Origin of the sequence: Microbacterium sp. Leaf179, from assembly GCF_001423785.1 — a bacterium.
GTDB lineage: Bacteria > Actinomycetota > Actinomycetes > Actinomycetales > Microbacteriaceae > Microbacterium.
This window is the reverse complement of record NZ_LMPH01000003.1, coordinates 1-25,912: the sequence shown is the minus strand read 5'-3', so window position 1 is coordinate 25,912 and position 25,912 is coordinate 1. Positions and strand designations below refer to the sequence as shown.

General features: G+C 70.4%; 24 protein-coding genes and 1 tRNA gene. 7 read left to right on the top strand and 18 right to left on the bottom strand.

Annotated features, from left to right (window positions below; all coding sequences use genetic code 11):
• The first annotated feature begins 2 nt into the window (after positions 1-2).
• Both ASF96_RS11630 and ASF96_RS11625 read left to right on the top strand, forming a co-directional pair.
• Positions 3-1,418 carry a sensor histidine kinase gene (locus tag ASF96_RS11630; protein ID WP_055939536.1) on the top strand — a complete coding sequence of 472 codons (1,416 nt, stop codon included), beginning with the start codon at positions 3-5 and terminating at the stop codon, positions 1,416-1,418.
• Positions 1,415-2,071, top strand: a complete 657-nt coding sequence (locus ASF96_RS11625; RefSeq protein ID WP_055836077.1) for a response regulator transcription factor — start codon at positions 1,415-1,417, stop codon at positions 2,069-2,071. Before ASF96_RS11630 ends, ASF96_RS11625 begins: the two co-directional genes overlap by 4 nt.
• A gap of 345 nt (positions 2,072-2,416) precedes the next feature.
• On the opposite strand, the gene ASF96_RS11620 is transcribed toward ASF96_RS11625, so the two are convergent.
• Together ASF96_RS11620 and ASF96_RS11615 are read right to left on the bottom strand one after the other, a co-directional pair.
• The gene (locus ASF96_RS11620; RefSeq protein WP_055939533.1) at positions 2,417-3,778 is read right to left on the bottom strand and encodes a PhoH family protein; all 1,362 of its coding nucleotides are present in this window, start codon (positions 3,776-3,778) and stop codon (positions 2,417-2,419) included.
• Between the two features lie 249 nt (positions 3,779-4,027).
• Positions 4,028-4,801, bottom strand: a complete 774-nt coding sequence (locus ASF96_RS11615; protein ID WP_055837794.1) for an isoprenyl transferase — start codon at positions 4,799-4,801, stop codon at positions 4,028-4,030.
• 165 nt (positions 4,802-4,966) lie between these two features.
• On the opposite strand from ASF96_RS11615, the gene trhA reads away from it, so the two are divergent.
• Positions 4,967-5,659, top strand: coding sequence for a PAQR family membrane homeostasis protein TrhA (trhA, locus tag ASF96_RS11610; protein WP_055939992.1), 693 nt, complete (start codon positions 4,967-4,969; stop codon positions 5,657-5,659).
• Between the two features lie 28 nt (positions 5,660-5,687).
• On the opposite strand, the gene ASF96_RS11605 is transcribed toward trhA, so the two are convergent.
• Positions 5,688-5,948 (bottom strand): hypothetical protein, encoded by a 261-nt coding sequence (locus ASF96_RS11605; protein ID WP_055939530.1) that lies wholly within the window; start codon positions 5,946-5,948, stop codon positions 5,688-5,690.
• Positions 5,949-6,011: 63 nt separating this feature from the next.
• Between ASF96_RS11605 and ASF96_RS11600 the strand changes: the two genes are divergently transcribed.
• Entirely contained in the window at positions 6,012-6,407 is a 396-nt protein-coding gene (locus ASF96_RS11600; protein WP_055836069.1) for a DUF4307 domain-containing protein, read from the top strand.
• A gap of 106 nt (positions 6,408-6,513) precedes the next feature.
• Positions 6,514-7,005, top strand: a complete 492-nt coding sequence (gene greA / locus ASF96_RS11595; protein WP_055939527.1) for a transcription elongation factor GreA — start codon at positions 6,514-6,516, stop codon at positions 7,003-7,005.
• 80 nt (positions 7,006-7,085) lie between these two features.
• On the opposite strand, the gene ilvA is transcribed toward greA, so the two are convergent.
• Both ilvA and ASF96_RS11585 read right to left on the bottom strand, forming a co-directional pair.
• Complete coding sequence (gene ilvA / locus ASF96_RS11590; protein WP_055836063.1) at positions 7,086-8,315, bottom strand: threonine ammonia-lyase; 1,230 nt, start codon at positions 8,313-8,315, stop codon at positions 7,086-7,088.
• The gene (locus ASF96_RS11585) at positions 8,312-9,502 is read right to left on the bottom strand and encodes an AI-2E family transporter (protein WP_055836060.1); all 1,191 of its coding nucleotides are present in this window, start codon (positions 9,500-9,502) and stop codon (positions 8,312-8,314) included. Before ASF96_RS11585 ends, ilvA begins: the two co-directional genes overlap by 4 nt.
• Positions 9,503-9,571: 69 nt before the next feature.
• Between ASF96_RS11585 and ASF96_RS11580 the strand changes: the two genes are divergently transcribed.
• Positions 9,572-10,846, top strand: a complete 1,275-nt coding sequence (locus ASF96_RS11580) for a winged helix-turn-helix domain-containing protein (protein WP_055939524.1) — start codon at positions 9,572-9,574, stop codon at positions 10,844-10,846.
• Between the two features lie 2 nt (positions 10,847-10,848).
• On the opposite strand, the gene ASF96_RS11575 is transcribed toward ASF96_RS11580, so the two are convergent.
• The 12 genes from ASF96_RS11575 to ASF96_RS11520 form a co-directional block, all read right to left on the bottom strand.
• Positions 10,849-11,418, bottom strand: a complete 570-nt coding sequence (locus ASF96_RS11575) for a LemA family protein (RefSeq protein WP_055836054.1) — start codon at positions 11,416-11,418, stop codon at positions 10,849-10,851.
• Between the two features lie 133 nt (positions 11,419-11,551).
• Positions 11,552-11,624: transfer RNA gene (locus ASF96_RS11570), tRNA-Leu, on the bottom strand.
• A 98-nt stretch (positions 11,625-11,722) separates the two neighbouring features.
• Positions 11,723-13,132 carry an NAD(P)/FAD-dependent oxidoreductase gene (locus ASF96_RS11565; RefSeq protein ID WP_235560600.1) on the bottom strand — a complete coding sequence of 470 codons (1,410 nt, stop codon included), beginning with the start codon at positions 13,130-13,132 and terminating at the stop codon, positions 11,723-11,725.
• Complete coding sequence (locus ASF96_RS11560) at positions 13,129-14,487, bottom strand: S8 family serine peptidase (RefSeq protein ID WP_055939522.1); 1,359 nt, start codon at positions 14,485-14,487, stop codon at positions 13,129-13,131. Before ASF96_RS11560 ends, ASF96_RS11565 begins: the two co-directional genes overlap by 4 nt.
• Entirely contained in the window at positions 14,484-15,002 is a 519-nt protein-coding gene (locus ASF96_RS11555) for a DUF501 domain-containing protein (RefSeq protein ID WP_055939519.1), read from the bottom strand. The genes ASF96_RS11560 and ASF96_RS11555 overlap by 4 nt, the downstream gene beginning before the upstream one ends.
• 118 nt (positions 15,003-15,120) lie before the next feature.
• A complete protein-coding gene (locus ASF96_RS11550) occupies positions 15,121-15,741 on the bottom strand; it encodes an FtsB family cell division protein (RefSeq protein ID WP_235560599.1) in 621 nt (206 codons plus the stop codon).
• A gap of 162 nt (positions 15,742-15,903) precedes the next feature.
• Entirely contained in the window at positions 15,904-17,184 is a 1,281-nt protein-coding gene (gene eno, locus ASF96_RS11545; RefSeq protein ID WP_055939516.1) for a phosphopyruvate hydratase, read from the bottom strand.
• 143 nt (positions 17,185-17,327) lie between these two features.
• A complete protein-coding gene (locus ASF96_RS11540; protein ID WP_055939515.1) occupies positions 17,328-18,008 on the bottom strand; it encodes an O-methyltransferase in 681 nt (226 codons plus the stop codon).
• Positions 18,009-18,049: 41 nt separating this feature from the next.
• Positions 18,050-18,853 carry a cytochrome c oxidase assembly protein gene (locus ASF96_RS11535; RefSeq protein ID WP_235560598.1) on the bottom strand — a complete coding sequence of 268 codons (804 nt, stop codon included), beginning with the start codon at positions 18,851-18,853 and terminating at the stop codon, positions 18,050-18,052.
• Positions 18,854-18,941: 88 nt separating this feature from the next.
• Complete coding sequence (locus ASF96_RS11530; RefSeq protein ID WP_441005404.1) at positions 18,942-19,772, bottom strand: SGNH/GDSL hydrolase family protein; 831 nt, start codon at positions 19,770-19,772, stop codon at positions 18,942-18,944.
• A 109-nt stretch (positions 19,773-19,881) separates the two neighbouring features.
• A complete protein-coding gene (gene hisS, locus ASF96_RS11525; protein ID WP_055939988.1) occupies positions 19,882-21,132 on the bottom strand; it encodes a histidine--tRNA ligase in 1,251 nt (416 codons plus the stop codon).
• A 158-nt stretch (positions 21,133-21,290) separates the two neighbouring features.
• The gene (locus tag ASF96_RS11520; RefSeq protein WP_082509662.1) at positions 21,291-21,902 is read right to left on the bottom strand and encodes a MazG family protein; all 612 of its coding nucleotides are present in this window, start codon (positions 21,900-21,902) and stop codon (positions 21,291-21,293) included.
• A 338-nt stretch (positions 21,903-22,240) separates the two neighbouring features.
• Between ASF96_RS11520 and ASF96_RS11515 the strand changes: the two genes are divergently transcribed.
• Entirely contained in the window at positions 22,241-24,913 is a 2,673-nt protein-coding gene (locus ASF96_RS11515) for a phosphoenolpyruvate carboxylase (protein ID WP_055939507.1), read from the top strand.
• A 127-nt stretch (positions 24,914-25,040) separates the two neighbouring features.
• Here the strand turns inward: ASF96_RS11515 and ASF96_RS11510 are convergent, their stop codons facing one another.
• Complete coding sequence (locus ASF96_RS11510; protein ID WP_055836021.1) at positions 25,041-25,640, bottom strand: gamma carbonic anhydrase family protein; 600 nt, start codon at positions 25,638-25,640, stop codon at positions 25,041-25,043.
• Positions 25,641-25,912 lie beyond the last annotated feature (272 nt).

The following is a 25,912-nucleotide window of genomic DNA, read 5'->3' as shown; positions in this document are numbered from 1 at the left end:
GGATGAGCCCCACGACGAGACCGATCTCGACGCGGGTGCGAATCCTCGGCGCGATCCTCGGCGTCGTCCTGCTCGGCATGATGATCGCCGGCGGCATCACTTTCGCCGCTCAGCGCGAGCGTGTGCTGGCGAACGCGCAGAAGCAGCTCGACGGTTTCGCCTCGTCGGTGGCGTCGAGCTCCGACGACCCGGTCGACCTGGTCGCGGGAACGATCCCCGGCCGCACCGACGGCACGCTCGCGCTCGACGGCGACCAGGTGCTCGCCGCGACCCCCTCGCCCCCCGGTCTGGCCATCGCCGACGATCCGGTGCTCCTGGCCTCGCTGACCGCCCGTCTCGCCGACCAGCAGCTGAGCGGGCGGGCCGACAGTTCCCACGGTCCCGTGCTGTACGTCGCCGTCGCGGATCGCGGAGCGACCGCCGTGCAGGTCATCTCGATCGACCAGCGCATGGAGCTGGTGGCGCTGTCGACGACCACCTACGCCCTCTCGGCGGTGGGAGTCCTGCTGCTCGTGGGAGTCGCGGGGTGGTTCGTGACGGGCCGCCTCTTCTCGCCCCTCAAGCGCCTCCGCGACACCACCGACGCCATCACGATCGACGACCTCGGCACGCGGTTGCGCGCACACGGGTACGACGAGATCTCCGACCTCACGACGTCGGTGAACGGCATGCTCGACCGCCTCGCGATGTCGGTCGACGCGCAGCGACACCTGCTCGACGACGTGCGGCACGAGCTGAAGACGCCCATCACCATCGTCCGCGGACACCTCGAGATGATGGACCCGTCCGATCCTCAGGACGCCTCCGACACCCGTGATCTCGGGATCGCCGAACTCGACCGCCTGGCGCGCCTGGTCGACGACATCGACGCCCTGGCCGATGCCGAGACGGCCACCCTCTCGGCATCCCTCATCGACGTCGGGGGTCTCACCGACCGGGTGGCCGAACTCGTCGGGGCCATTCCCCATCACACCTGGAGCATCGAGGCACGGGCATCGGGCCGTGTCCACGGTGATGCCGACCGTCTCGTGCAGGCGTGGTTGCAGCTGGCCGACAACGCGGCGAAATACACCCCCGCCGGCTCCGCCATCGAGATCGGCAGCAGCGCCAACGACACGACGGCGCGGCTGTGGGTGCGCGATCACGGGCCGGGCATTCCGCCCGCCGCCCGTCACCGCGTCTTCCGCCGCTTCGATCGGATCTCCCCCGGGCGCGGGATCGAGGGCTCTGGTCTCGGCCTCGCCATCGTCGACGCCATCGTGCGCGCACACGACGGACACTGCTCGGTGGGCGACACCCCGGGCGGCGGCGCCACGATGACCCTCCACCTCCCCCTCGTGCGCGGACGCTCCGCCGCCGAGCTCCCCACCCCGGTTCGCGCCGGAGACGTGGTCCTGCAGAGAGAGGCAACCGGATGACGCGCATCCTCATCGCCGAGGACGAAGAACGCATCTCGGCTTTCGTGGCCAAGGGCCTCGAGTCGGCGGGGTATCAGACGGTCACCGTCGGCGACGGCGCAGAAGCGCTCGACACGGCGCTGTCCGGTGAGGTCGACCTGGTGCTCCTCGACGTCGGCCTTCCCTCGCTCGACGGCTTCGAGGTGCTCCGCAGCCTGAGGGGGCAGGGTTCGTCGGTGCCCATCATCATGCTGACGGCTCGTACCGGCACGCGCGACACCGTCGAGGGCCTCGACGCCGGGGCCAACGACTACGTCGCGAAGCCGTTCAAGTTCGACGAGCTGCTCGCGCGCATCCGGTCGCGCCTGCGCGAACCCGTCCCGACGGGCACGATGACCGTGGCCCACGGCGACGTGACGCTCGACGTGCTCGCCCGCCGCGCGACCGTCGGCAGCCGCGCGATCGATCTCAGCGCCCGCGAGTTCGCCCTCGCCGAGGAGCTCATGCGCCACGCGGGCCAGGTGCTCAGCCGCGAGCAGTTGCTAAGCCGGGTGTGGAACATGGACTTCGATCCCGCGTCGAACGTCGTCGACGTGTACGTGCGCTACCTGCGCGCCAAGCTCGGCGCCGCGCACATCGTCACGGTCCGAGGCGCGGGGTACCGCTGGGAGTGACGCGCACGGGGCGAGGTGCGGTGCCATCGCCCCGGGGCCGGCCGAGCACGGCGGCGACCGTGCGCGGAAACTCGAAACCCCCGGTGGTGTACCGGGGGTTTCGAGGAGATCACGTTCACTACCGGCCGACGTACCCGAACGACGGCGGCAGGGGTGGAACGGATCTCGGGTTTCCTCAGGGGGAACCGCCGAGGCGGTGACGAGGTTTCCCTCGCCTATGTGTCCAGCCTGAAGGGTCAAAGTGAGAGCGCGGGGAGGTGGACATGAGAAAGCTCTCATGTGGACCCGCGAGCACGAGAAGAGGGTCGGGACACCGTGGCATCCCGACCCCTCCTCGACCGCGGATCAGGACAGTTCGCCGGCCTCCAGCAGCTCGGTGACCAGGGCGGCGATGGCGGAGCGCTCCGAACGGGTGAGCGTGACGTGGCCGAAGAGCGCGTGCCCCTTGAGCGTCTCGATGACCGAGGCGACCCCGTCGTGCCGGCCCACTCGCAGGTTGTCGCGCTGCCCCACATCGTGGGTGAGCACCACCCGGGAGTTCTGGCCGATGCGGCTCAGCACCGTCAGCAGCACGTTGCGTTCGAGCGACTGGGCTTCGTCGACGATGACGAAAGCGTCGTGCAGCGACCGACCGCGGATGTGCGTGAGCGGCAGCACCTCGAGCATGCCCCGCGCCAGCACCTCCTCCAGCACGTTGCCCGAGACGACCGAACCCAGGGTGTCGAAGACCGCCTGACCCCAGGGGCCCATCTTCTCGGCCTGGTCGCCGGGTAGGTAGCCGAGCTCCTGACCACCCACGGCGAACAGCGGCCGGAACACGATGATCTTCTTCTGCTGCTGACGCTCCAGCACGGCCTCCAGCGCCGCGCACAGGGCCAGCGCCGACTTTCCGGTACCGGCACGTCCGCCGAGCGACACGATGCCGACCTCGGGGTCGAGCAGCAGGTCGAGCGCGATGCGCTGCTCGGCCGAGCGACCGTGCAGCCCGAAGGCGTCGCGGTCGCCGCGCACGAGCCGGAACTCGCCGTTCCCGGTCACGCGCCCGAGGGCCGATCCCCGCTCGGAGTGGATGATGAGACCGGTGTTGACCGGCAGCCCCACCACCGACTCGCTGACGGCGACCTCGCTCTCGTACAGGTCGGTCATCTCGTCGCCCGACACGTCGAGCGAGGTGATGCCCGTCCACCCCGAGTCCATCGCCTGCTCGGCGAGGTACTCCTCGGTGTTCAGGCCCAGCGATGCCGCCTTCACGCGCATCGGCAGGTCCTTCGACACGACGGTCACCTCGGCGCCGTCCTGGGCGATGTTCATCGCCACGGCGAGGATGCGACTGTCGTTGCCGCCCATCCGCATGCCCGAGGGCAGCACCTGGGGGTCGGTGTTGTTCAGCTCGACACGCAGGGTGCCGTCGGTGCCCACGGGGACGGGGAAATCGAGGCGGCCGTGCTCGACGCGCAGTTCGTCGAGGTGGCGGAGGGCCTGGCGGGCGAAGTAGCCGATCTCGGGGTCGTGACGTTTGCCCTCGAGTTCGGTGATCACCACGACGGGGATCACCACCGAGTGCTCCGCGAAGCGGAAGAAGGCCCGCGGGTCGCTGAGAAGAACGGAGGTATCCAGGACATACGTGCGCAGGGCCTGGTCGGATCCGGTTTCGGATCCGGTGTTCTCGACGACGCGACGCTGGTCGTATGGTGCTCGTGCAGTCACAACCCACTCCCGACCCGGGTGAATCACCCGGTTGCCTCGAGTCGACCTGTGGGTCACGAGTCGCGATCCGAAGGTCGACTCGACCGGGCTCCGTGCCCGATGTGATCACCGTACGTCTCCGCGACACCGACGCGGGTCGTTAACACGCCACGAATGTGACGACTTCGTGAACAGCACGTTTTGGCGCCCGGCGGCGTGGAGATCACTCGCCTCGGAGGTCGCCCCTCGGCGCCCGAGCGGGTCGTCCTGCTACTGCCCGTAGCGTCGGTCGCGCGCCGAGAAGTCGCGGATGGCCCGCAAGAAGTCGACCTCGCGCAGATCCGGCCCCAGCGCCTCGACGAAGTAGAACTCGGAGTGCGCCGACTGCCACAGCAGGAAGTCGCTCAGCCGCTGCTCCCCCGACGTGCGGATGACGAGGTCGGGATCGGCCTGACCGCCCGTGTACAGGTGCTCGCCGATCTGCTCGGGGGTGAGGCTCGCGGCCAGCTCCTCCATCGAGCCGCCCGAGGCGTCGTGCTTGCTGATGATGGAGCGCACGGCATCCACGATCTCGCTGCGCCCGCCGTACCCGACCGCGAGGTTCACGTGCAGACCCTCGTGACCGCGCGTGCGCTCGGTGGCCTCGTGCAGCACCTCGGCGAGCTCGGGCGGGAGCCCTTCGGCGCGACCGACGTGCTTGACGCGCCAATCGGGCTCGTGCGACAGCTCGCCGGCGAGCTGGGCGATGATCTCGAGCAGGTCCTGCAGCTCTTTGCTGTCGCGCTTGACGAGGTTGTCGTTGGACAGCAGGTAGAGCGACACCACTTCGATGCCGAGGTCGTCGCACCACCGCAGGAACTCGTGCATCTTCGCGGCACCCGCGCGATGCCCGTGAGCGGCGCTGTCGTACCCGAGCTGACGTGCCCAACGGCGGTTGCCGTCGATCATCATGGCGACGTGGTGCGGCACGGTGGCCGGCATGCGGCGACGCAGGCGCGAGATGTACAGACGGTAGAGGGGGCCTCGCCCCTCGTTCCTCCACACGCGCGCCACCTTCCTACGCTACCGCGTCCCGGCCCGTTCACCGTGAACGTTCAGGTGCCCCTCGCTGGGGAAAGGGTGAGCCCAGCCCCCATGTACGCACCCTGGCATGGGGGCGGACGTAGGGTCGAAGACGTGACGCGCACGACCCCCTCAGACGGACCCGACATGCCCCAGCTCCCCCTCCTCGACGCCGGGGCGGTCGGCGCGCAGGCCGAGGTCAAACCCACTTGGCGCGGCTGGATCCACGCCGGAACGTTCCCCGTCGCGATCGTCGCGGGCATCGTTCTGATCGGTGTGGCCCAGGGAACCCCGGGCAAGTGGGCCGCGGCCGTGTTCACGGCCACCTCGATGCTGCTGTTCGGCAACTCCGCCCTGTACCACCGCTTCCACTGGAAGCCCAAGACGCTCGCGGTGCTCAAGCGCATCGACCACGCGAACATCCTGCTGCTCATCGCGGGCACGTACACGCCCCTGGCGGTCCTGGCCCTGCCGACGCCCAAGACGGTGCTGCTGCTCTCGATCGTCTGGGGCGGTGCGATCCTCGGCATCCTGTTCCGCGTGTTCTGGATCAACGCCCCGCGCTGGCTCTACGTCGCGCTCTACCTCGCCCTCGGGTGGGCGGCGGTGATGTACCTCGGCGACCTGCTCGCGGCGAACGTCGCGATGATGGTGCTGGTCGTGGTCGGCGGACTGCTCTACACCGGCGGCGCCGTGATCTACGCGATCAAGAAGCCCAATCCGTGGCCCGGGCACTTCGGGTTCCACGAGATCTTCCACGTGTGCACCGTGCTGGCGTTCCTCTGCCACTGGACGGCGTGCCTGCTGATCGCCCTCGCCCCGGCGTACCACGGCGGATGACCCCGGATGCCGGGACCTCCGGCAGGAGTCAGACGCGCGGGGCGGTGGGGTCGGTGTCGTCGGCCGACGCCTCGCGTGCCCGCGCTTCTTCGGCGTCGAGCTCCGCGTTGACCTCTTCGCGGTACCGGCCGCGGCGGATGCGACGCAGCATGTCCCAGACGAGCAGGAACACGGCGACGCCGATGAACGCGATGGCGGCGAAGCCGAGCGGACCCGGCGTGACGATCGCGGGGTCGGGAGTGACGGCCGGGGTGGGCGTTGTCGCGAGAGCGACGAGCACGGGGAGCATGGAGTCCTTCGGTCCGGGCGGAAGCGCGTAGCCTGGATGTCCAGCCTAAAGCCCGGAGAGACCATGACGACGCAGGCCCAACTCGACGACCGCTACGGACGCACGCGTTCGCCGCGGCGGCGCATCGTGGGGTGGTCGATCGTGGCCGTGCTCGCCCTCGGCGCGATCGGGTACCTCGGCTGGACGACGGTGGCCGGCAGCCTCGGTTCGGTCACCGCGACCGACACCGGGTTCACGGTCGAGAACGAGCGCTCGGTCTCGACGACGTTCCAGATCACCGCCCCGGTTGGCGAGCCCGTCGCCTGCGCTCTCGAGGCGCGCGACGAGGAGCACGGGACGGTGGGATGGCGGGTCGTGCAGTACCCGGCATCCGAGGAGCATTCCCGCGCGTTCACCGAGCAGATCCCGACGCTCGCGCTGGCGACGACAGGTTTTGTCAACGCCTGCTGGGTGCCGTAAACTCGCGGGATCACGACGCGCCCCGGCTCGATGCCGGGGCGTTCGACATATCCCCCGCCGACGGCTCCCGAACCCGCGCCGTCTGCGTTTCGACGAAGGAGTAACCGTGCCCAACGACGCTCAGGTGACGTTCCTCACGCAAGACGCCTACGACCGCCTGCACAACGAGCTCGAGCGCCTCTCGACCACGGGCCGTGAAGAGATCGCCAAGCGTATCGAGTCGGCGCGCGAAGAGGGCGACCTCAAAGAGAACGGCGGCTACCACGCCGCGAAAGACGAGCAGGGCAAGCAAGAGGCGCGCATCCGCACCCTCCAGCAGCTGCTCAAGGACGCCAAGGTCGGCGAGGCTCCCGAAAGCCACGGCGTCGTCGAGTCGGGCACCGTCGTGACCGCCATCGTCGCCGGCGGCGAAGAGGTCTTCCTCCTCGGCAACCGCGAGATCGCCGTCGACTCCGAGCTCGACGTCTACAGCGAGGCCTCGCCGCTGGGCGCGGCGATCCTGGGCCTCAAAGAGGGCGACAAGGGTTCGTACACCGCGCCGAACGGCAAAGAGATCAAGGTCGAGATCGTCAAGGTCGAGACCTACTCGGGCCAGTAAGCCCCACCGTCCGCGAGCCGCTCTCCCCTTCGGGGTGGGCGGCTCGCGGCGTTCGCGGCACGGGTGGTGCGCTCAGCGCCTCAGTTGGGAACGACCGTGGCCACGAACCCGGCGTCTTCCAGCGTGCGGATGACGAGGGCCCGGTGCTCTTCGCCGCGGGTCTCGACGCTCAGTTGCAGCACGACCTCGCTGATCTGCATGCCCTGACCGTGACGCGTGTGAAGCACCTCGATGACATTGGCGCCCGCCTGGGCGAGGAGTTCCGAGACGCGGGCGAGCTGGCCCGGACGGTCGGGAAGCGGAATGCGCAGCGACATGTAGCGACCGGATGCCGCGAGGCCGTGCGCCACGACGCGCTGCAGCAGCAGCGGGTCGATGTTGCCACCCGACAGGATCGCCACCGTGGGGCCGGTCGCCGTGACCTTTCCGGCCAGGATGGCGGCGACACCGACGGCACCCGCGGGCTCCACGACCTGCTTGGCACGCTCGAGCAGCACGAGCAGGGCGCGGGCCATGTCGTCTTCGGTGACCGTGACGACCTCGTCGACGAACTGTCGGACGAGCTCGAACGGGAGATCGCCGGGCCGCGCCACGGCGATGCCGTCGGCGATGGTCGGCGTGGTCTCGATCTGCATCGGGTACCCGGCGGCCAACGACGACGGGTACGCCGCGGAGTTCTCGGCCTGTACGCCGATGACGCGCACGGTGCGCCCCTCGGCGGCAGCGCGCGTCTTCACCGCCGTGGCGACTCCCGCGGCGAATCCCCCGCCGCCGATGCCGACGATCACCGTCTCGAGGTCGGGCATGTCTTCGACCAGCTCGAGCCCGAGCGTTCCCTGGCCCACGACGATGTCGCGGTGGTCGAACGGGTGGATCAGCACCGCGCCGGTGCGCTCGGCGAACTCGGCGGCCAGACGCAGCGGGGTCTCGACGGTGGCGCCCTCGAGGATGACCTCGGCGCCGTACCCGCGCGTGGCCAGCAACTTCGGCAGCGGCACACCCAGCGGCATGAAGATCGTCGCCGCGATGCCGAGCTGCTGCGCGGCGAGGGCGACGCCCTGCGCGTGGTTCCCGGCGGAGGCGGCGACCACGCCCCGGGCACGCTCCTCGGCGGTCAGGCGCGAGAGACGGTATGTCGCGCCGCGGATCTTGAACGAGCCGGTGCGCTGAAGGTTCTCGAGCTTGAGGTTGACCGGCACGCCGAGCAGTTCGGTGAGGTGCAGCGATTCGTCGAGGGGCGTCCGCGTGATGATGCCGCGCAGGGCCTGCGCGGCATCTTCGAACTCGGCCAGGGTGGGAGTGTCGTTCATGTCTTCCTTCCGCGCTCGCGCGGGACGGTCTGCCAGATGAGATCTCGGGATACCAGGGCCTCGCCGTCGTGCTGCCACGCCTTCGAGCTGAGGTACACGGCGACGACGTTGACGAAAGCGGCGAGGGGCACGGCGAACAGCGCGCCGGCGATCCCGCCGATCATGGCGCCCCCGGCGACGACCAGAACGACGGCGAGCGGATGCACCTTGACGGCCGAGCCCATGAGGATCGGCTGAAGGATGTGGCTCTCGACCTGCTGGACGCCCAGCACCACGATCAGCATGAACAGCGCGATGAGCGGTCCGTTGTAGACCAGCGCGATGAACACCGCGAGAGCGCCGGTGGCGACGGCTCCCACGAACGGGATGAACGCGCCGAGGAACACCAGCACGCCGATCGGGATCGACAGCGGAACGCCGAGCAGGAAGGCACCGAGGCCGATGCCGACCGCGTCGATGGTGGCGACGAGCAACTGCGTGCGGGCGTAGCTCTTCACCGTTCGCCAGCCGGCCCGACCGGCGCCGTCGACCGCGGGGCGGGCGACGCGCGGGAAGAGCCGCGTGGTCCAGCGCCAGATTCCGCCGCCGTCGGCGAGCAGGCACAGGAGGATGAAGAAGGTGAGCAGCAGCCCGGTGCCCACGTGCCCGAGCGTCGTTCCGATGGCGAGGGCCCCGGTCCACAGCACCTCGGCCTGCTGCTGCAGGAACGTGCCCGCGCGGTTCAGGCCGTCGTCGATCTGCTGCGCACTGAGGTGCAGCGGGCCATCGATGAGGTACTGCCGGAACTGACCGACCGCGGCGACCGTGCGCTCGCGTACCGACCCGGACTCTCGGGCGATCTGCCAGACCGCGAGCCAGACCAGGCCCGAGATGATCGCGATGGTGGTGAGCACCGTGACGACGATGGCGAGCCACTTGGGCCACCGGTGTCGGAGCAGGAACGAGAAGCCGGGCCACACCAGCGCGGTGACGAGGATCGCCACCAGCAGCGGGATGACGAGCAGCTTCAACTGGATGACGATGAAGATGACGACACCGAGGGCCGCGGCGATGATCAGCAGCCGCCACGCGTAGGCCGTGGCCTGGCGCAACGCCGGCGGAACCGGGGGCTGCAGATCGCTCGAGACGGTGCGCCGCTTCAGGGCGTCGAGGAAGGATCCGCGGGGTTCGGGATCGGTTCCGGTCATTCCGTCAGCCTACCGCCGCTCTCCCCGGCGATCGCTGCGATGTCGGCGGTGGTGGATACGGTGAGGAGCATGACCACGACGCTTCGTCGCGCCGACGCGCGCCGTATCGCCCTTGCCGCGCAGGGCTTCGCCCGCGCCCGTCCCGAGATGGTGGGCACGCGCCAGATCACCGGGGCGCTGCATCGCATGCGCATCCTTCAGATCGACTCGGTCAACGTCTTCGCGCGCTCCCACTACATGCCGCTGTTCGCCCGCCTCGGCGCCTACGACACCGGGCTGCTCGACAAGCTCGCGTTCTCGCGGCGGCCGACCTGGGTCGAGTCGTGGGCGCACGTGGCGTCGCTCGTCTCGGTCGACGATTGGCCGCTGCTGCAGTTCCGCCGCGACGCGATGCGCGCCAAGTACGGCGACGACGAGTGGGCGCGGGCGAACCGGCCCCTGCTCGACTGGCTGCGCGACGAGCTGGCCGCGCGCGGTCCGCTCCGACCGGCCGACATCGACCATGACGCCCGAAGCGGCTCGCGGGGGTCGTGGTGGGGCTGGGACGACGTGAAGAACGGGCTGGAGCGACTGTGGCTGAGCGGTGACGTCGCCATCGCCGGACGCCGGGGGTTCGAGAGACGCTACGGGCTGGCATCCGATGTGCTGCCGGCCGCGGCGCTCGAGACGTCGGTCCCCCGCGCCGCGGCCATCGCCGAGCTCGTGCGCCGCGCCGCCGTCGCGTACGGCGTCGCCACCGCGGCCGACCTGGCCGATTACTGGCGCATCCGCGACCGCCCCGCGGTCCTCGCCGCGATCCGCGATCTGGTCGACACCGGCGAGCTGCTTCCCGTCGAGGTCGAGGGCTGGCGCGTGGCGGGTCGCCCCGCGAAAGCCTGGCTGCATCGCGACGCCGCCCGCCCCCGCAAGCTCGACGTCGCGGCCATCCTCACCCCGTTCGACCCGATGGTGTGGTTCCGCGACCGTGCCGAGCGGCTCTTCGACTTCGACTACCGGATCGAGATCTACACGCCCGCGCTGCAACGGCGGTTCGGCTACTACTCGCTGCCGGTCGTGGTGGGCGACGACGTGGTGGGCCGCCTCGACCTGAAAGCCGACCGCGCGAACAGCACCCTCCGCGTGCAGTCGGCGTGGTGGGAGCGGGGGGCGCCGCCCGATGCCGCCGACCGCGTCGCCGAAGAGCTGCGAACCGCGGCGCGGTGGCAGGGCCTGGAGCGCGTGACGGTCTCGCGCTGGGGCGACGCGGTGGACGCCATCGCCGGGGCGTTGCGTGCGGAGCGGCACGACCACCCCGACGACCGCGCCAACGAGAACGCGCCCCCTCCGGTGAGAGGGGGCGCGTGACGTCAGAACTGCACGCGTGGGGGTTCCGCGATCGCCGCGCCATCGACGACCTCGAAGAACTCGCGCTCGCGGAAGCCGAGCTGGCGCGCGAAGAGGTTGTTGGGGAAGACCTTGATCTTCGTGTTGAGCTCCCGCACGCCACCGTTGTAGAACCGGCGCGACGCCTGGATCTTGTCTTCGGTGTCGACGATCGAATGCTGCAGCTGCAGGAAGTTCTGGCTCGCCTGGAGCTGCGGGTACGCCTCGGCAACGGCGAACAACGACTTGAGCGCCTGCTGCATGTGTCCCTCGGCGACACCGGCCTCGGCCGGGCTCTGGGCCGACAGCGTCTCGGCACGGGCACGGGTGACGTTCTCGAACACGGCCTTCTCGTGGGCCGCGTAGCCCTTCACCGTCTCGATGAGGTTGGGGAGCAGGTCGGCACGACGCTTGAGCTGGACGGTGATGTCACTCCACGCCTCGTCGACACGCACGTTCAACGCGACCAGGGCGTTGTAGGTGGCCCACAGATAGATCCCGGCGATCGCCAGAATGCCGACGATCACGATGACCGGTACAAGCCACTCCCACATAAGTCCCCACCCTCAGTTCGCGAGATTGCCCTTCAGTGTAACTGCGGGGCGCCGGCCGGAACGGGTGGGTGGCGGGGACTCCCAGAGAACGTGCATAGTACGCGGAGCGTCCGTGGAGCGCGAGGATACGGCGTACCCCCGGTGGGACTCGAACCCACACTGAAGCGATTTTAAGTCGCCTGCCTCTGCCATTGGGCTACGGGGGCCCGACCTCCACCGTATCGCTCGACGGTGCGGCATCCGGGGCCGTGTACGACGAGACCCCCGCACCCGGCGGGGTACGAGGGTCTCGATCAGCGGAAGGTCACTTCGCCGCGACGGGCTCGGCCTTCTTCTCGGCCGGGGCTGCCGGCGCCGGAGCGTCGGCCGCGGGGGCCGCCGGACGCGGGCGCGCGGCGAACTCCTCGAACGCGGCGCGGGGCTGCTGGACGGCCTCGAGGTTGACGACCTCGCGACCGTGCAGGAAGTTCTGCACCCAGTCGCCGACGACGCGGAACTTGCGCTCCCACGTCGGCATGGCCAGACCGTGGTAACCGCGGTGGGCGAACCAGGCGATCAGGCCGGTCAGCGCGATGTTGCCCGACTGGAATGCGCCGTTGTAGAGCCCCAGGCCGGCGACGGCGCCGAGGTTCTTGTGGTTGTACTCCTTGGGCTCCTCGCCGCGCAGCACCGCGACGAGGTTCTTCGCCATGAGCTTGCCCTGGCGCACCGCGTGCTGGGCGTTGGGAACGCAGAAGCCGCCCACGCCGCCACCCGACAGGTCGGGAACGGCCGACACGTCGCCGGCGGCCCAGGCACCCTGGACGATCTCTTCTTCGGTGCCGACGCGCAGGTCGGGGCGCGTGCGGATGCGACCACGCTCTTCGACGGGCAGGTCGCTGCCGCGGACGACCGTGGGGTTGGCCATGACACCCGCGGTCCAGATGATGAGGTCGGTCGGCAGGTTCTCGCCGGTCGACAGCTCGATGACGCCGTCGACGGCGCCCTTGACCTGCGTGTCGAGGTGCACGAAGGCACCCTTCTTCGCGAGGTCGGCGAGCACCCACTCGCTCGTCTTCTGCGACACCTCGGGCATGATGCGGCCCATGGCCTCGATGAGGTGGAAGTGCGTGTCCTCGAACGCGAGCGTGGGGTACTGCTTGAGCAGCGACGACGCGTAGGCGCGGAGCTCCGCGAAGACCTCGATGCCGGCGAAGCCACCACCGACGACGACGACGGTCAGCAGGCGGTCCCGCTCGGGACCGGCGGGCAGCACCGATGCCTTGTCGAAGTTCGACGTGAGGCGGTCGCGGATGGCCACGGCCTCTTCGATGGTCTTGAGCCCGATGGCGTTGTCGGCGATGCCCGGGATCGGGAACGTGCGCGACACGGCGCCGGCGGTCACGACGATGTGGTCGTAGCTCTGCTCGAACGTCTCGTCACCGGCGATCGGAGTGATCGTCGCCGACTTGGTGGCGTGCGAGATCCCGGTGATCTTGCCCGCGATGACGGTGGTGCGCTTGAGGTGGCGGCGCAGGCTCACCACGACGTGGCGCGGCTCGATCTCGCCGGCGGCGACCTCGGGGAGGAACGGCTGGTACGTCATGTACGGCAGCGGGTCGACGAGCGTGACTTCGGCCTCGTTACGGCCGAGGAGCTTCTCGAGCTTCCACGCGGTGTAGAAACCTGCGTAGCCCCCACCGACGATGAGGATTCTGGGCACGGTAGTGGTCACGATGTGAGGGACTCCTCGTTTGTGGTGCGGCTCGGCTCGCGGGAGATGCGCGCCTGTCTTATTCGCCGGGCAGCAGCAGTGACACCGAGCGCAATCATTATAGCGGCCAGTGTGCCCGCGCCGAGCGGCAGCGATCCGTACAGAACGCTATCGCGCGACGGCAGCAGAGGCGAACCCGCCTCGGGCGCCGATGTCACCGGCGGCAGCGGTGGGATCTCGACCGCCGTGGCGGTCGGGGTCGGCGCGGGTTCCGCGTCGGCCCGACGGTAGAGCCGGATCCACTCCGACAGGCTCCCGAGCGGGTTCTCCGAGACGGTGTCGACCCGCGCCGAGATGGCTGCCGCCGCGTTGACGAGTCCGTAACCGTAGAGCTTGTCGGGCACGGTCGTGGCGCCGGCGGCGGGCTTCGCGGTGCTGATCAGACGGTTGAGGACGTTATCGGCATCCAGGTCGGGGTGGGCCGCGCGAACGAGGGCGGCGATGCCGGCGACGATGGGAGCGGCCCCGCTCGTGCCGTTCCATTGCACGAGCGTGCCGTCGGCCGACACCCCGCGCAGGCGCTCACTCGGCGCCGACAGCCCGATCGTGATGCCCTGCGTCGACGCGCTGCTGCTCGCGGTGCCGTTCGGGTCGACGCCGCCCACGGCGAGGACGCCCGGGATCGTGGCGGGCGCCCCGACGCGGTCGGTACCACTCCCCCGGTTGCCCGCGGCGACGACCACCACGACGTCGTTGTCGAAGGCGTACTCGAACGCGTCGTCCCAGCTGCGGTCCCAGTCGAGGGTGTTGGTGGTCAGCGACAGGTTGATGACGGTCGCACCGTTGTCGACCGCCCACCTCATCGCCTCGGCGATCTGCTCGGTGAACGGCTTGGTCGTCGAGGCGCCGAACCCGACCGAGATCGACAGCAGCTCCGCTTCGGGTGCCACCCCGATCATGCCGCGGCCGTTACCGGTCCCCCGCGAAGCCGCGAGCGAGGCGACCCAGCTGCCGTGGTTGGCGTCGACGGCGCCGACCGGGGTGCGCCCGTCCGACGAACCGACACCCGATACGTCGGTGCCCCCCGCGATCGCGCCGTTGAACTCGACGGGGCCGCGCCCGATCCCGGTGTCGATGATCGCGATCTTCTGTCCGGCGCCGCGCGTGGTGTTCCACGCCTCGCGCACGCCGTACTGGTCGAGCCAGTACTCCGACGCGCGGACGGAGTCGGTGGGGTCCTCGGGCACCGGCGGGGCCGGTGTCGCGTTCGCGGGGGCCGAGGGAGGCGTGCCGGTCAGCACGGGCGGAGCGGTCGCCGCGCCGGTCAGCACCATCGCGACGACGATGGATGCCACCCCCGCGACGACGCGTTTCATCCGCCGGTCCCGGGGCTCTCGCACTCGCAGCGCTCGGGCGAGAAGGTGCCGCGCTCAAGTGCACGATCGCCGATGGGGTTCACACCCGGCCCGGCGGCCAGGGAGTGACCGGCGAGGGCGTGCAGACACTTCACCCGGGTGGGCATGCCGCCCGCCGAGATCCCCGCGATCTCCTCGGGCTCGCCGTACGCCGCGCGATCGCGCAGGTAGGCCTCGTGCGCGGCGAGGTACGCGCCGCGCAGGTCTTCGTCTGCGGCGAGCTCGTCGGTGAACTCCACCATGACGTGACCGGCCTCGAGCGCCGACATCGCCGCCGTGGCCGCGGGGTGCGTGAGGTAGTAGAACGTCGGAAACGGGCTGCCGTCGTCGAGTCTGGGCGACGTGGCCACGACGGTCGGGTTGCCGCAGATGCACCGCGCGGCGATGCCGATGACCCCGCGGGGCACGCGACCCAGCTGCGCCTGCAGCACGGCGAGGTCGGCGTCGGACGCGGGGGGAAGGTGCGTGGTAGTCATCGCTCCCAGGGTACCGGTCCGGTCTCGGCGTTCCGCGAGATCGGCGTCGGCGGCCGGAGTCCGAGCGCGACGGGAGCCCCGCGGGTCGCGCGACGGGAGCGCCCGTCGCTGTCGCCGCTCACGGGGCGGGCGTCGCCTCGGGTGCGGGGGTGGGGTCGGGCACGCCGATCTCGACCGTGGTCGGCACGGCCACCTGCGCGGCACCCGAGTCGGCGACCGAGCGCACGAGCTGCGCCATCCAGTCGGTGCGGGTCTGACCCACGTCCTCGCTGACGTCCTGCTGCTCTTGGGGGGTGGCCGAGACGGGCAGGTCGTTGTCGATGAGGTACACGACCTCGCCGGGGAACGTGTAGTACAACCGCTCGCGTGCCTGAGTGGTGATGTAGGCGGGGTCGGACCAGCGCTCTCGCTGCGACTCCAGTTCGGCGACGTCGTCGCGGCTGACGGCGACCGCGTTCTCCAGCGCCTGGATCTGCTGACGCTGATCCATGTAGGTGCCCACGGTCGGCACGAGCACGAAGGTGCCGAGCACGACGAGCCCCAGCATGATGACGACGAAGCCCGACACGCGCACCTTGCCGAGCCACTCGCGCACGTCGACGCGCCGCGGGGTCGACGGCGTCGAGCGGGACGCACGGGGTGACGGGGCGGCCTTCGCCGACTTCTTCGTGCCGGTCTTCTTCGCGGGCGTGGCACCGGATGCCACGGGCCGGCGGGGAGGCAATGTCGGTCGGTCCACGGCATCCCCTCTCGTTCTCGCCCGCGCGGTCACGGGCGACGGGCGGAGCCGAGTCTACGTCGCCGACCTGCGGGGCCCCGGGGACGCGCCGAGCCCCCGGCGCGTGCACGGAAACGCGAAAGGAGAGGAAGCCGTAGGGCTCCCTCTCCTTTCGTCGGACGATCAGCCCTTGAAGCGGGGGAACGCCGAGCGGCCCGCGAACACCGCGGCGTCGCCGAGGTCTTCTTCGATGCGGAGCAGCTGGTTGTACTTCGCGACGCGCTCGCTGCGCGCCGGGGCACCGGTCTTGATCTGGCCGGCGTTCACGGCGACGGCGAGGTCGGCGATCGTGGTGTCCTCGGTCTCACCCGAGCGGTGCGACAGCATCGAGGTGTAGCCCGAACGGGTGGCCAGGTTGATGGCATCCAGCGTCTCGCTCAGCGTGCCGATCTGGTTGACCTTCACGAGCAGCGAGTTGGCGATGCCGAGGTCGATGCCCTTCTGCAGACGCTGGGGGTTGGTGACGAACAGGTCGTCGCCGACGAGCTGCACCTTCGAGCCGATGGCGTCGGTGAGCTTCTTCCAGCCGTCCCAGTCGTCTTCGGCGAGCGCGTCTTCGATCGTGACGATCGGGAAGTTCGCGACGAGGTCGGCGAAGTAGTCGACGAGCGTGTCGACGCTCCACTCCTTGCCCTCGACGGTGTAGACGCCGTCCTTGAAGAACTCGGTGGCGGCGACGTCGAGGCCGACGGCGATGTCCTGACCGGGGGTGAAGCCGGCCTTCTCGATCGCGCGGATGAGGAAGTCGAGGCCCTCGCGGTTGCTGGGCAGGTCGGGGGCGAAGCCGCCCTCGTCGCCGAGACCGGTGTTGTAACCCGCGGACTTCAGCTCGCCCTTGAGGACGTGGTAGACCTCGGTGCCCCAGCGGAGCGATTCGCGGTAGGTCTCGGCGCCGATGGGCGCGAGGAAGAACTCCTGGAAGTCGATGCCGTTGTCGGCGTGCTCGCCACCGTTGATGACGTTGAACAGCGGAACGGGCAGCAGGTGCGCGTTGGGGCCGCCGAGGTAGCGGAACAGGGGCAGGTCGGCGCTGTCGGCGGCGGCCTTGGCGACGGCGAGCGAGACGCCCAGGATGGCGTTGGCGCCGGTGCGCGACTTGTTCTCGGTACCGTCGGTCTCGATGAGGATCTCGTCGATGATGCGCTGCTCGCTGGCTTCGACGCCCTCGATGGCGGGGCCCAGCTCGTCGACGACAGCGGCGACGGCCTTGAGCACGCCCTTGCCGCTGTAGCGGCTCTTGTCGCCGTCACGCAGCTCGTAGGCCTCGAAGGCGCCGGTGGATGCGCCGGAGGGAACAGCCGCGCGCTGAACGATGCCGTCGTCGAGGAGCACCTCCACCTCGACGGTCGGGTTTCCGCGCGAATCCAGAATCTCGCGCGCGTTGACAGCCTCGATAAGTGCCACGAAGGACTCCTCGTTGGTTCTTGAGTGAAAGAGGGCGGAGCGTCATCGGTCCGTGGTCGAGTCTAGTGACCGCCCCCGACGCTCGTGGGCCAGAGCGTCATTCCGCGTCGGACTCCGCTTCGCCACGCCCGCGGCCGCCTGCGTCAAGACCCGGCGCCGACCTCCCCGGCATCCACGACGATCGCGAGGGCCACACCGTCCCACCCCTTGCGGTCGAGGGTCTGCAGGGCGGTGGCGTCGAAGCGGGGGTCGCTTCCGAGCATCAGGATGCCGCGGCGCGCGCCCTGCACCTTCGAGTCGGTGGTGTCGGCATCGGCGACGTCTCCCCCGCGCACGACGTTGTCGAGCACGACGACCGTGCCCGGACGCCCGAGCCGTGCGGCCCAGTCGAGGTACAGCGTGTTGGATTCCTTGTCGGCGTCGATGAAGACGAGGTCGAAAGCCTCCTCGCCCTCGAGGGTGGGGAGCACGTCGGCTCCCCGCCCGACGCGCACGTCGACACGGTCGGCCACGCCGGCGCGCCGCAGGTTGGCCCGCGCGACATCGGCGTTGGCCGATTCGGCCTCGATCGACACGACCCGGCCTCCCTCGCCGACGGCGCGGGCGAACCAGATCGTCGAGTATCCGCCGAGGGTGCCGATCTCGAGCACGCGGCGAGCGCCGGCGATACGCGTGAGCAGGTGCAGGAACTTGGCGTTGACGGGGGCGACCTCGATCGAGGGGAGGCCCGCCGCGTGCTGCGCCGAGAGCGCGGCATCCAGGATCGGGTCGAAGCCGACGAGCGTGCGGGTCAGGAAGGCGTCGACGTCGTCGTGGGTGGGCACGGTCCCAGCCTGGCGGGGCGGCGGTCGTGGGTCAACGCGCGTCAGCGTTCGCCGCGCAGGTGCGCGCGGGTCATCTCGTCGTACTCCTCGTCGGAGAGCTCGTCGAAGCCCTGGGCCTCGACGCGGTCGGTGCGCATCCAGCGGACGAGCAGGATGACGAGGATCGGCACGTCGGCGAACTCGGCGATGAACCAGATCATGTCGCCGGCGAGATGCTGATCGTGCAGCGTCGACGGCCACCACGACATCGTCTGCACGGCATCCGGGATCAGGTCGACGACCGAGTCGTTGAGGCGCAGCAGCAGCCCGGGGACGGAGTCGATCAGCAGCTCGACGAAAGCCAGCAGGAACTCGATCGCGATGAAGGTGCCCGTGTGCACGGCCCCCAACGCCATCATCGGCAGCACCATCGCGAGCCCGACGAGCGGCACGACCACCCCCAGCGACGCCTCGACGACGGGGTTCACACGCAGGATGCCGGCGAGCGGGGTCAAGAAGAGGCAGGACACCGCGGCGATGACGACGGTGGCCACCATCGCGTTGCCGAAGATCCGCGTGACGCGGGAGGCGAGGACGCGCTCGATCACGGCGCCCGCTCCCAGTCGGGCGGCCAGGTCGAGCGGGCGTCCGGCGGCGATCCCGGCCGGGACGGCGAAGATCAGCAGCGCGATGCGGGTCGAGAACGCCCAGCGGAGCTCGGCCGAGAAGACCGCGAGGAATCCGAGCTCGATCGCGGCGTACGGCAGGAGCCCGAGTGCGAAGAACCCGATCGTCCGGCGCAGGGGCCACTTCTCGCCTCGACGACGCAGACGCGCGACACCGACGAGGTAGGCCGCGGATGCCACGAACAGCACGCCGAGCGTGAGGGGGTCGGCGCGCCAGGTGGTCAGGAGGATGTGCAGAGGAGGCGTGGGGGAACGGTACGACCGTGAGCTATGGGTTGGCCGGGACGTCGGCGGAAGGCCGCGGCGACACCGAGGGCGACGGCTCCGCGTCGCCCCGGAGGGCGCCCAGCACCGCCGGCAGCAGGGCCTCGGCCGTGCGCCGGTAACCCAGGGCGCTGGGGTGGAAGCGGTCGATGCTGAACATCTCGTCGGGGCGTTCGGCGAAGACCGGTCCCACCGCCCGGGCCAGGCCCACCACTCGCGCGCCGGCACGCTCGGCGGCGCGGGCCTGCGCCGCCGCCAGCTGGCGCGAGGAGCGCGACGCGAGGGTGCGCAGCGGCTGCGGCACCGCGCGCAGCGTGCCGAGGTCGGGGCAGGTTCCCACGACCACGGCCGTCCCCCGGGCCGTCAAGGCGCCGACGGCCTGCTCGAGCTGCGCCGCGGCGCGCACGGGGGGAACGCGGTGCGTGACGTCGTTGCCGCCCACCACGACGACGGCGACGTCGGCGCGGTAGTCGGGCGGAAGGGCGGCGATCTGCGCCGCGAGAGCCGAGGTCTCCGATCCTACGACCGCGGCGGTGCGCAGGCGCACGGGTCGCGCGGCTGCGCGGGCGATGCCCTTGGCGAGCCGAGCCCCCAGGGTGTCGCGTCGGTGTCCGGCGCCCAGACCCGCGGCGATCGAGTCCCCCAGCACCAGCAGCTCGACCGGTCGACCGTCGTGCTTCTTCCGGCGCCAGACGCGGTCGGCATCCAGAGCCTGTTCCCCGAGCGGCTTGCCGATGCGGCGCCGCGCGATCGCCGCCTGACGCGAGATGAGGGTACGCAGGGCCACCGCCGTGGCCCCCAGCACCGCGACCGACGACGCGGCGGCGAGGGTCACCGGCCGTCGAACGGGCCGTCGAACCCTCGCGCGACGCATGTCCCGATCACACCTCGCCGACGTGAACACCGGGTGACCGAGGCGTGGCCGCCGGGCGACGCGGCGACTCTCAGCCGAGCGGCTTGATCTCGAGCGACGCGCCCGTCGTTCCGGCATTCACCGTCGCGAACGACGTGTAGCCGTCGGCGCTCGCCCGTTCGAGGAGGGCCTTGAGGTTCTTCGTGCGCTGCTCCAGGCGCACGCGTGCGCCATCGGCCACGAGCTCCGCCTTCACCCGCAGCAGGTCCTCGAGTGCGACGTCGCGATCGTGCACGAGCACCACGGCTCGCTCGCCCGTGTCCACGGCGTCCTGCAGCAGCTCGACGATGCGCTCGAAACCGATCGAGAACCCCACGGCCGGAACGTCCTGACCGAGGAAACGCCCGATCATGCCGTCGTAACGACCGCCCCCGCCCAGCGAGTAGTCGACGCTCGGGTGGGCCAGCTCGAAGATCGTGCCGGTGTAGTACCCCATGCCTCGAACGAGGAACGGGTCGAAGACCAGCGGCGCGTCGGCGCCGCGCGCGGCGGCCACCGTCTCGCCGAGGGCTACGAGGTGCGCGATGACCTCGTCGGGGATGCCGTCGGGCAGAGCCGCGCGGATGCCGGCGTCGTCGAAGCGCGCGTCGTCGGGGCGAGGACGTTCGAGATAGGCCGCGACGGCGTCGGCGGCCTCGGGCGTCGCTCCGCGGTCGCGTAGCTCGGCGACGACACCCGAGGCACCGATCTTGTCGAGCTTGTCGATCGTGATCAGGACCCCGGGCCGCTCGTCGGGGGCGAAGCCGAACACGTCGAGCATCGCGTCGAGGACGCGACGGTCGTTGACGCGGATCGTTCCGCCCTCGAGCCCCAGCGCGTCGAGCACGTCGAGGCTCGCCGTCATCAGCTCGGCCTCGGCGCGGGCCGACGCGTCGCCGATGATGTCGATGTCGCACTGCAGGAACTGGCGGTACCGGCCCTTCTGGGGGCGCTCCGCCCGCCAGACCGGCGCCATCTGGATCGCGCGGAACACCGTCGGCAGCTGGGCACGGTTCGTGGCGTAGAACCGGGCGAGCGGAACGGTGAGGTCGTAACGCAGGCCGAGGTCGGCGAGAGCGGCCGGGTCGTCGGCGGCGGCGCGGATGCCCTCGGCATCCATTCCCCGCTTCAGGATGCTGAACGACAGCTTCTCGTTGTCGCCGCCGATCCCGGCGTGCAGCCGCGAGTACTCCTCCATCACGGGCGTCTCGATCTCGTCGAAGCCGTGGGCGCGGTAGCGCTCGCGGATGACGGCGAGCACGCGCTCGCGACGGGCCTTGTCAGCGGGGAGGAAGTCGCGCATGCCGCGCGGCGGGTTCACGGATGCCACGCGTCCATTGTCTCAGCCCCCGCCGGTGCGCTCGCGCCGTCGCCGTCGAGAGCACACGCCAACGCCGAGAACACCCGCGACGACGTGTGCCCTCGGCCACGACGTGTGCGCTCGTGACGCCGGGGCGGGGGTCAGGGGGCGCCCGGCGCGGCCTCGGCCGCCGTGACGTCGGCGCGCAGGGAGCGGAGTCGCTCGCGCAGGGCGCGCTCGGCGTCCCAGCCCCGGTCGCGCCCCTGCTGCACCAGCGCCAGCAGCGCGTCGCCCAGCTCCGCCTCGGTCGCGGGATCGGCGAGCCGGTGCGTCGGCGCGTGCACGCCCACCTGCGCGGCCTTGCCGACCAGCTTCTGCGCGAGCGCGAGCGCGGGCATGTGGTCGCTGACCCCGTCGAGGACACTCGTGCGCTCGCTCTTCTCGGCCGCCTTCGCCGCGTTCCAGTGCACGAGCACTTCCTCGGGAGTGGATGCCACGGCCCCGGCGAAGACGTGCGGATGCCGGCGCACCATCTTCTCGGTGAGTCCGCGAGCGACGTCGTCGATGTCGAAGGGGTCGACGGGGTCGCCCGACGCGATCTCGGCGTGGAACAGCACCTGCCACAGCAGATCGCCGAGTTCCTCGCGCAGGTCGGCGCGAGTGCCCGACTCGACGGCGTCGATCACCTCGGCGCTCTCTTCGACGAGGTAGGGCACGAGGGCCGCGTGGTCGATCGTCTTCGTCCACGCGCAGCGTTCGCGCACGGCCCGCATGGTCTCGGCCGCTTCTCGCAGGGCATCGTCGCTCACGGCGTCTCCTCTCGCAGCGCCGACGGCGCCGGTGCCCCGAGTATCCCCCGCGCGGCCGCGACCCGTGCGGTGGACCGGCCGCGGGCGATCGTTCTGGAAACACCGCCCGAACCGACTCCGGACGATTGCGACCACAAACCCCCTTCGACGCCGATGTGTGCGGTGCGAGGCTGTTTCGCCCGGAGGATGTCCGGCTTTGGGCCACGCGGACTGCACGGCCACGGCTTCTCCCCATGCCCGTGCGCCGTCGCACGCCGTCCCGGCGTCATTCACACGTCACCGGACGCCGATAATCTGGGGCTGTGCGTGAACTGACCCCGACCGAGGCCATCGACCTCGTGGGCCGCTTCGAAGCCGGCCAAGAGCTCCCCGAACAGATGCGCGCCGACGTGCGACTGCTCGGCTCGCTGCTCGGCCGCGTCCTTCAGGAGAGCGGCTCCCCCGGCCTGTACGACGATGTCGAGCGGCTGCGCTCGGCGACGATCCAGGCCTACACCGACGAGACGCCCGAAGCGTTCGAGCGGGCCGCGGCCATCGCCGACGGCTTCTCGATCGCGCGGGCCGACGAGGTGGCCCGTGCCTTCACGGCCTACTTCCACCTCGTCAACCTCGTCGAGGAGCATCAGCGCGTGCGCGTGCTGCGCGAGCGAGGCGACAACCCGTCGCGCTCCGGCACGCCCGACACGATCGCGACGGCATACGAGCGGCTGTCGAACGAGGTGGGCGAAGAGACCGCGCTCGCGCGCCTCCAAGCGCTGCGCTTCCACCCGGTCTTCACGGCTCACCCCACCGAAGCCCGCCGCCGCGCGATCTCCACGAGCATCCGTCGCCTGTCGGAGCTGCTCGCCGAGCACGACGCCGCCTCCGACGGTGGCACCGAGAGCCGTCGAACCGAGCGCCGCATGCTCGAAGAGATCGACACGCTGTGGCGCACCGCCCCCCTCCGCCGCGAGAAGCCGTCGCCCGTCGACGAGGTGCGCTCGGTCATGTCGGTGTTCGACGAGACGCTCTACACCGCCGTGCCGCGCGTGTACCGCCGCATCGACGACATCCTGCAGGGCGAGCACGCCGGTTCCCGAGCCCCGATCGTGAAGCCGTTCGTGCGCGTCGGCTCGTGGGTCGGCGGCGACCGCGACGGAAACCCCTTCGTCACGGCATCCGTCACCCGCAAGGCCGCAGCGATCGCGAGCGAGCATGTGCTGCTGGGCCTCGAACGCACCACGCAGCGCGTGGGTCGCGGACTGACCCTCGATGCCGAGTCCACGCCGCCGAGCGATGCCCTCGTCACCCTGTGGCACCGTCTGCGCGCCGCCGACGAAGACGCCGCGGCCGAGATCGCCGAGCGCTCCCCCGACGAACCCCACCGCCGCATCATGCTGTTGCTGGCACGCAAGATCGCCGCGACCCGGTCCCGCAACGCCGACCTCGCCTACCGCGACCCCGAGCACCTTCTCGCCGATCTGCGGACGGTGCAGGATTCACTCGTCGCCGCCGGAGCGGCACGTCAGGCCTACGGTGCCCTGCAGCGCCTGGTGTGGCAGGTCGAGACCTACGGCTTCCACCTCACCGAGCTCGAGGTGCGGCAGCACTCGGCCGTGCACCGGAAGGTGCTCGAGGACCTCCGCGCGGGCGGTGCCCGTAGCGAGCAGACCGACGAGGTGCTCGAGGTCTTCCGTTCCATCGCCTACGTGCAGGAGCGCTTCGGGCCCCGCGCCGCCGGTCGGTACATCGTGTCGTTCACGCAGTCGGCCGAAGACCTCGCCAACGTGCACGAACTGGCCGCGTTCGCGATGGGCCCGGGTGAAAACGTGCCCGTCCTCGACGTCATCCCACTCTTCGAGACGTTCGCCGACCTGCAGGCCGCCCCCGGCATCCTCGCCGAGATCGTGTCGCATCCGTCGTTCGTGACTCGACTGGAGGCCACGGGTCGACGACTCGAGGTCATGCTGGGTTACTCCGACTCCTCCAAAGACGTCGGACCGGTCGCGGCGAACCTCGCGCTGTACGAGGCCCAGGCGAAGATCTCGACGTGGGCCGAGACCGAGGGCATCGAGCTGACGCTCTTCCACGGTCGCGGTGGTGCGCTCGGACGAGGCGGCGGACCCGCCAACTCCGCGATCCTCGCGCAGCCCCCGCACTCCGTCGACGGCCGGTTCAAGCTCACCGAGCAGGGCGAGGTCATCTTCGCCCGCTACGGCGATGCCGACATCGCCATGCGCCACATCGATCAGGTCGCGGCGGCCGTGCTCACGGCATCCTCCCCCTCGATCGAGCGCCGCAACCGTGGGGCCGCTGAGGCGTTCGCCGATGTCGCGAGCACGATGGACGTCGCCTCGCGGGAGCGTTTCTTCGCCCTCGTGAAGGCTCCCGGCTTCGCACCGTGGTTCGCCACGGTCACGCCGATGGAAGAGCTCGGTCACCTGGCATTGGGCTCTCGCCCCGCGCGACGCGGCCTCTCGGTCGAGTCGCTCGAAGACCTCCGAGCCATTCCCTGGGTGTTCTCGTGGACGCAGGCGCGCATCAACCTCGCCGGCTGGTTCGGCCTGGGCACGGCGCTCGACGCCGTCGGCGATGAGCCGCGCCTGCGCGACGCGTACGAGCAGTGGCCGCTGTTCCGCACCATGATCGACAACGTCGCGATGAGCCTCGCGAAGGCCGACGAGCGCATCGCCCGCCGCTACCTGGCACTCGGCGACCGTGACGACCTCGCGGGGCTCGTGATGGACGAGATGCTGCTCACCCGGTCGTGGGTCGAGCGCATCACCGGCGGCGATCTGCTGGGCAACAAGCCCGTGCTGCAGCGCGCGGTCAAGATGCGCAGCCCTTACGTCGACGCGCTCTCGCTGCTGCAGTTGCGGGCGCTCCGCGCCCTGCGCGACGCGGCGAACACCTCCGAGACACCGGATGCCGAACAGCAGCGCCTGCTGCTGCTCTCGGTGAGCGGTGTGGCCGCGGGACTCCAGAACACCGGGTGATCGACCCCTCGTCACCGCGATGCGCCGGCTCCCTTTCGAGGGGGTCGGCGCTTCGCACGTCACGACGAGTTGTCGTCCCTGCCGCTCACCGGCCATCCCTCGCGCAGACCAACCGCGCGCGGTGGCCTCAGTCGACGGCTCGATCGGACGCGTGTCGCGACAGGCTGCGACCGTACCGCTCGGTCAGTTGCACCATCAGATCCGGCGTCTCACGATCGAGCCCGAAGACGTAGCCGGGGAAGTCGAGTTCCTTCTGCGCCGCCCAGATCTCGTCGTGCCGATCCGGCGAGAGCAGACGGAGCGGGTCGCCCACCGCGACCCACCCGATCGGAACCACCGTCTCGGGCGGCAACACGGTGCGCAGGTGCACGACGGCGTTGATCCGCACTTCGCTGCGGTCACCGATCTCGGCCCCGTTGAAGATCCGTGTGCCGGTGGCCAGGAACACCTCGTCGCCGATATCGGCTCCGGCGACGCTCGCCATCGGACCCACCAGGGTGTGCGCGCCGATGTGCACGGGGTGCGTGGCGCTCGCGCGGATGAGGGCGTTCTCCATCACGATCGTGTTCTCGCCCAGCACGATGCGGCTCCCCTCGGACGTGAGGACGGCACCATGCAGCACCTGGCATCCCGCGCCGATCACGACGTCACCGCTGATGACCGCTGTCGAAGCGACCACGGCGTCGGGGTGGATACGCGGCTCCGCGCCCAGGTGAGAGAAACGCATGGGTCGATCCTTCCAGTCGGTGCCGTCAGCGTAGCCCCGGCCCGACGCCGCGTCAGCCTCATCGACCCCGCGCGGCGAACAGCCAGGAGAGGGACGGCGCCTCTCGGCAAACCGTCGCGACCGTCGTCGGGGTACGACGAAGCGCCGGGTGGCGTCCCCCACAACAGGGAACGCCACCCGGCGCTGACCACGAACACGAAATGTGCCCGTAAATGCGGAATGGCCACCCAACATTGGGTGGCCATTCCGACTAAAAGAAGTCCGGCGGTGTC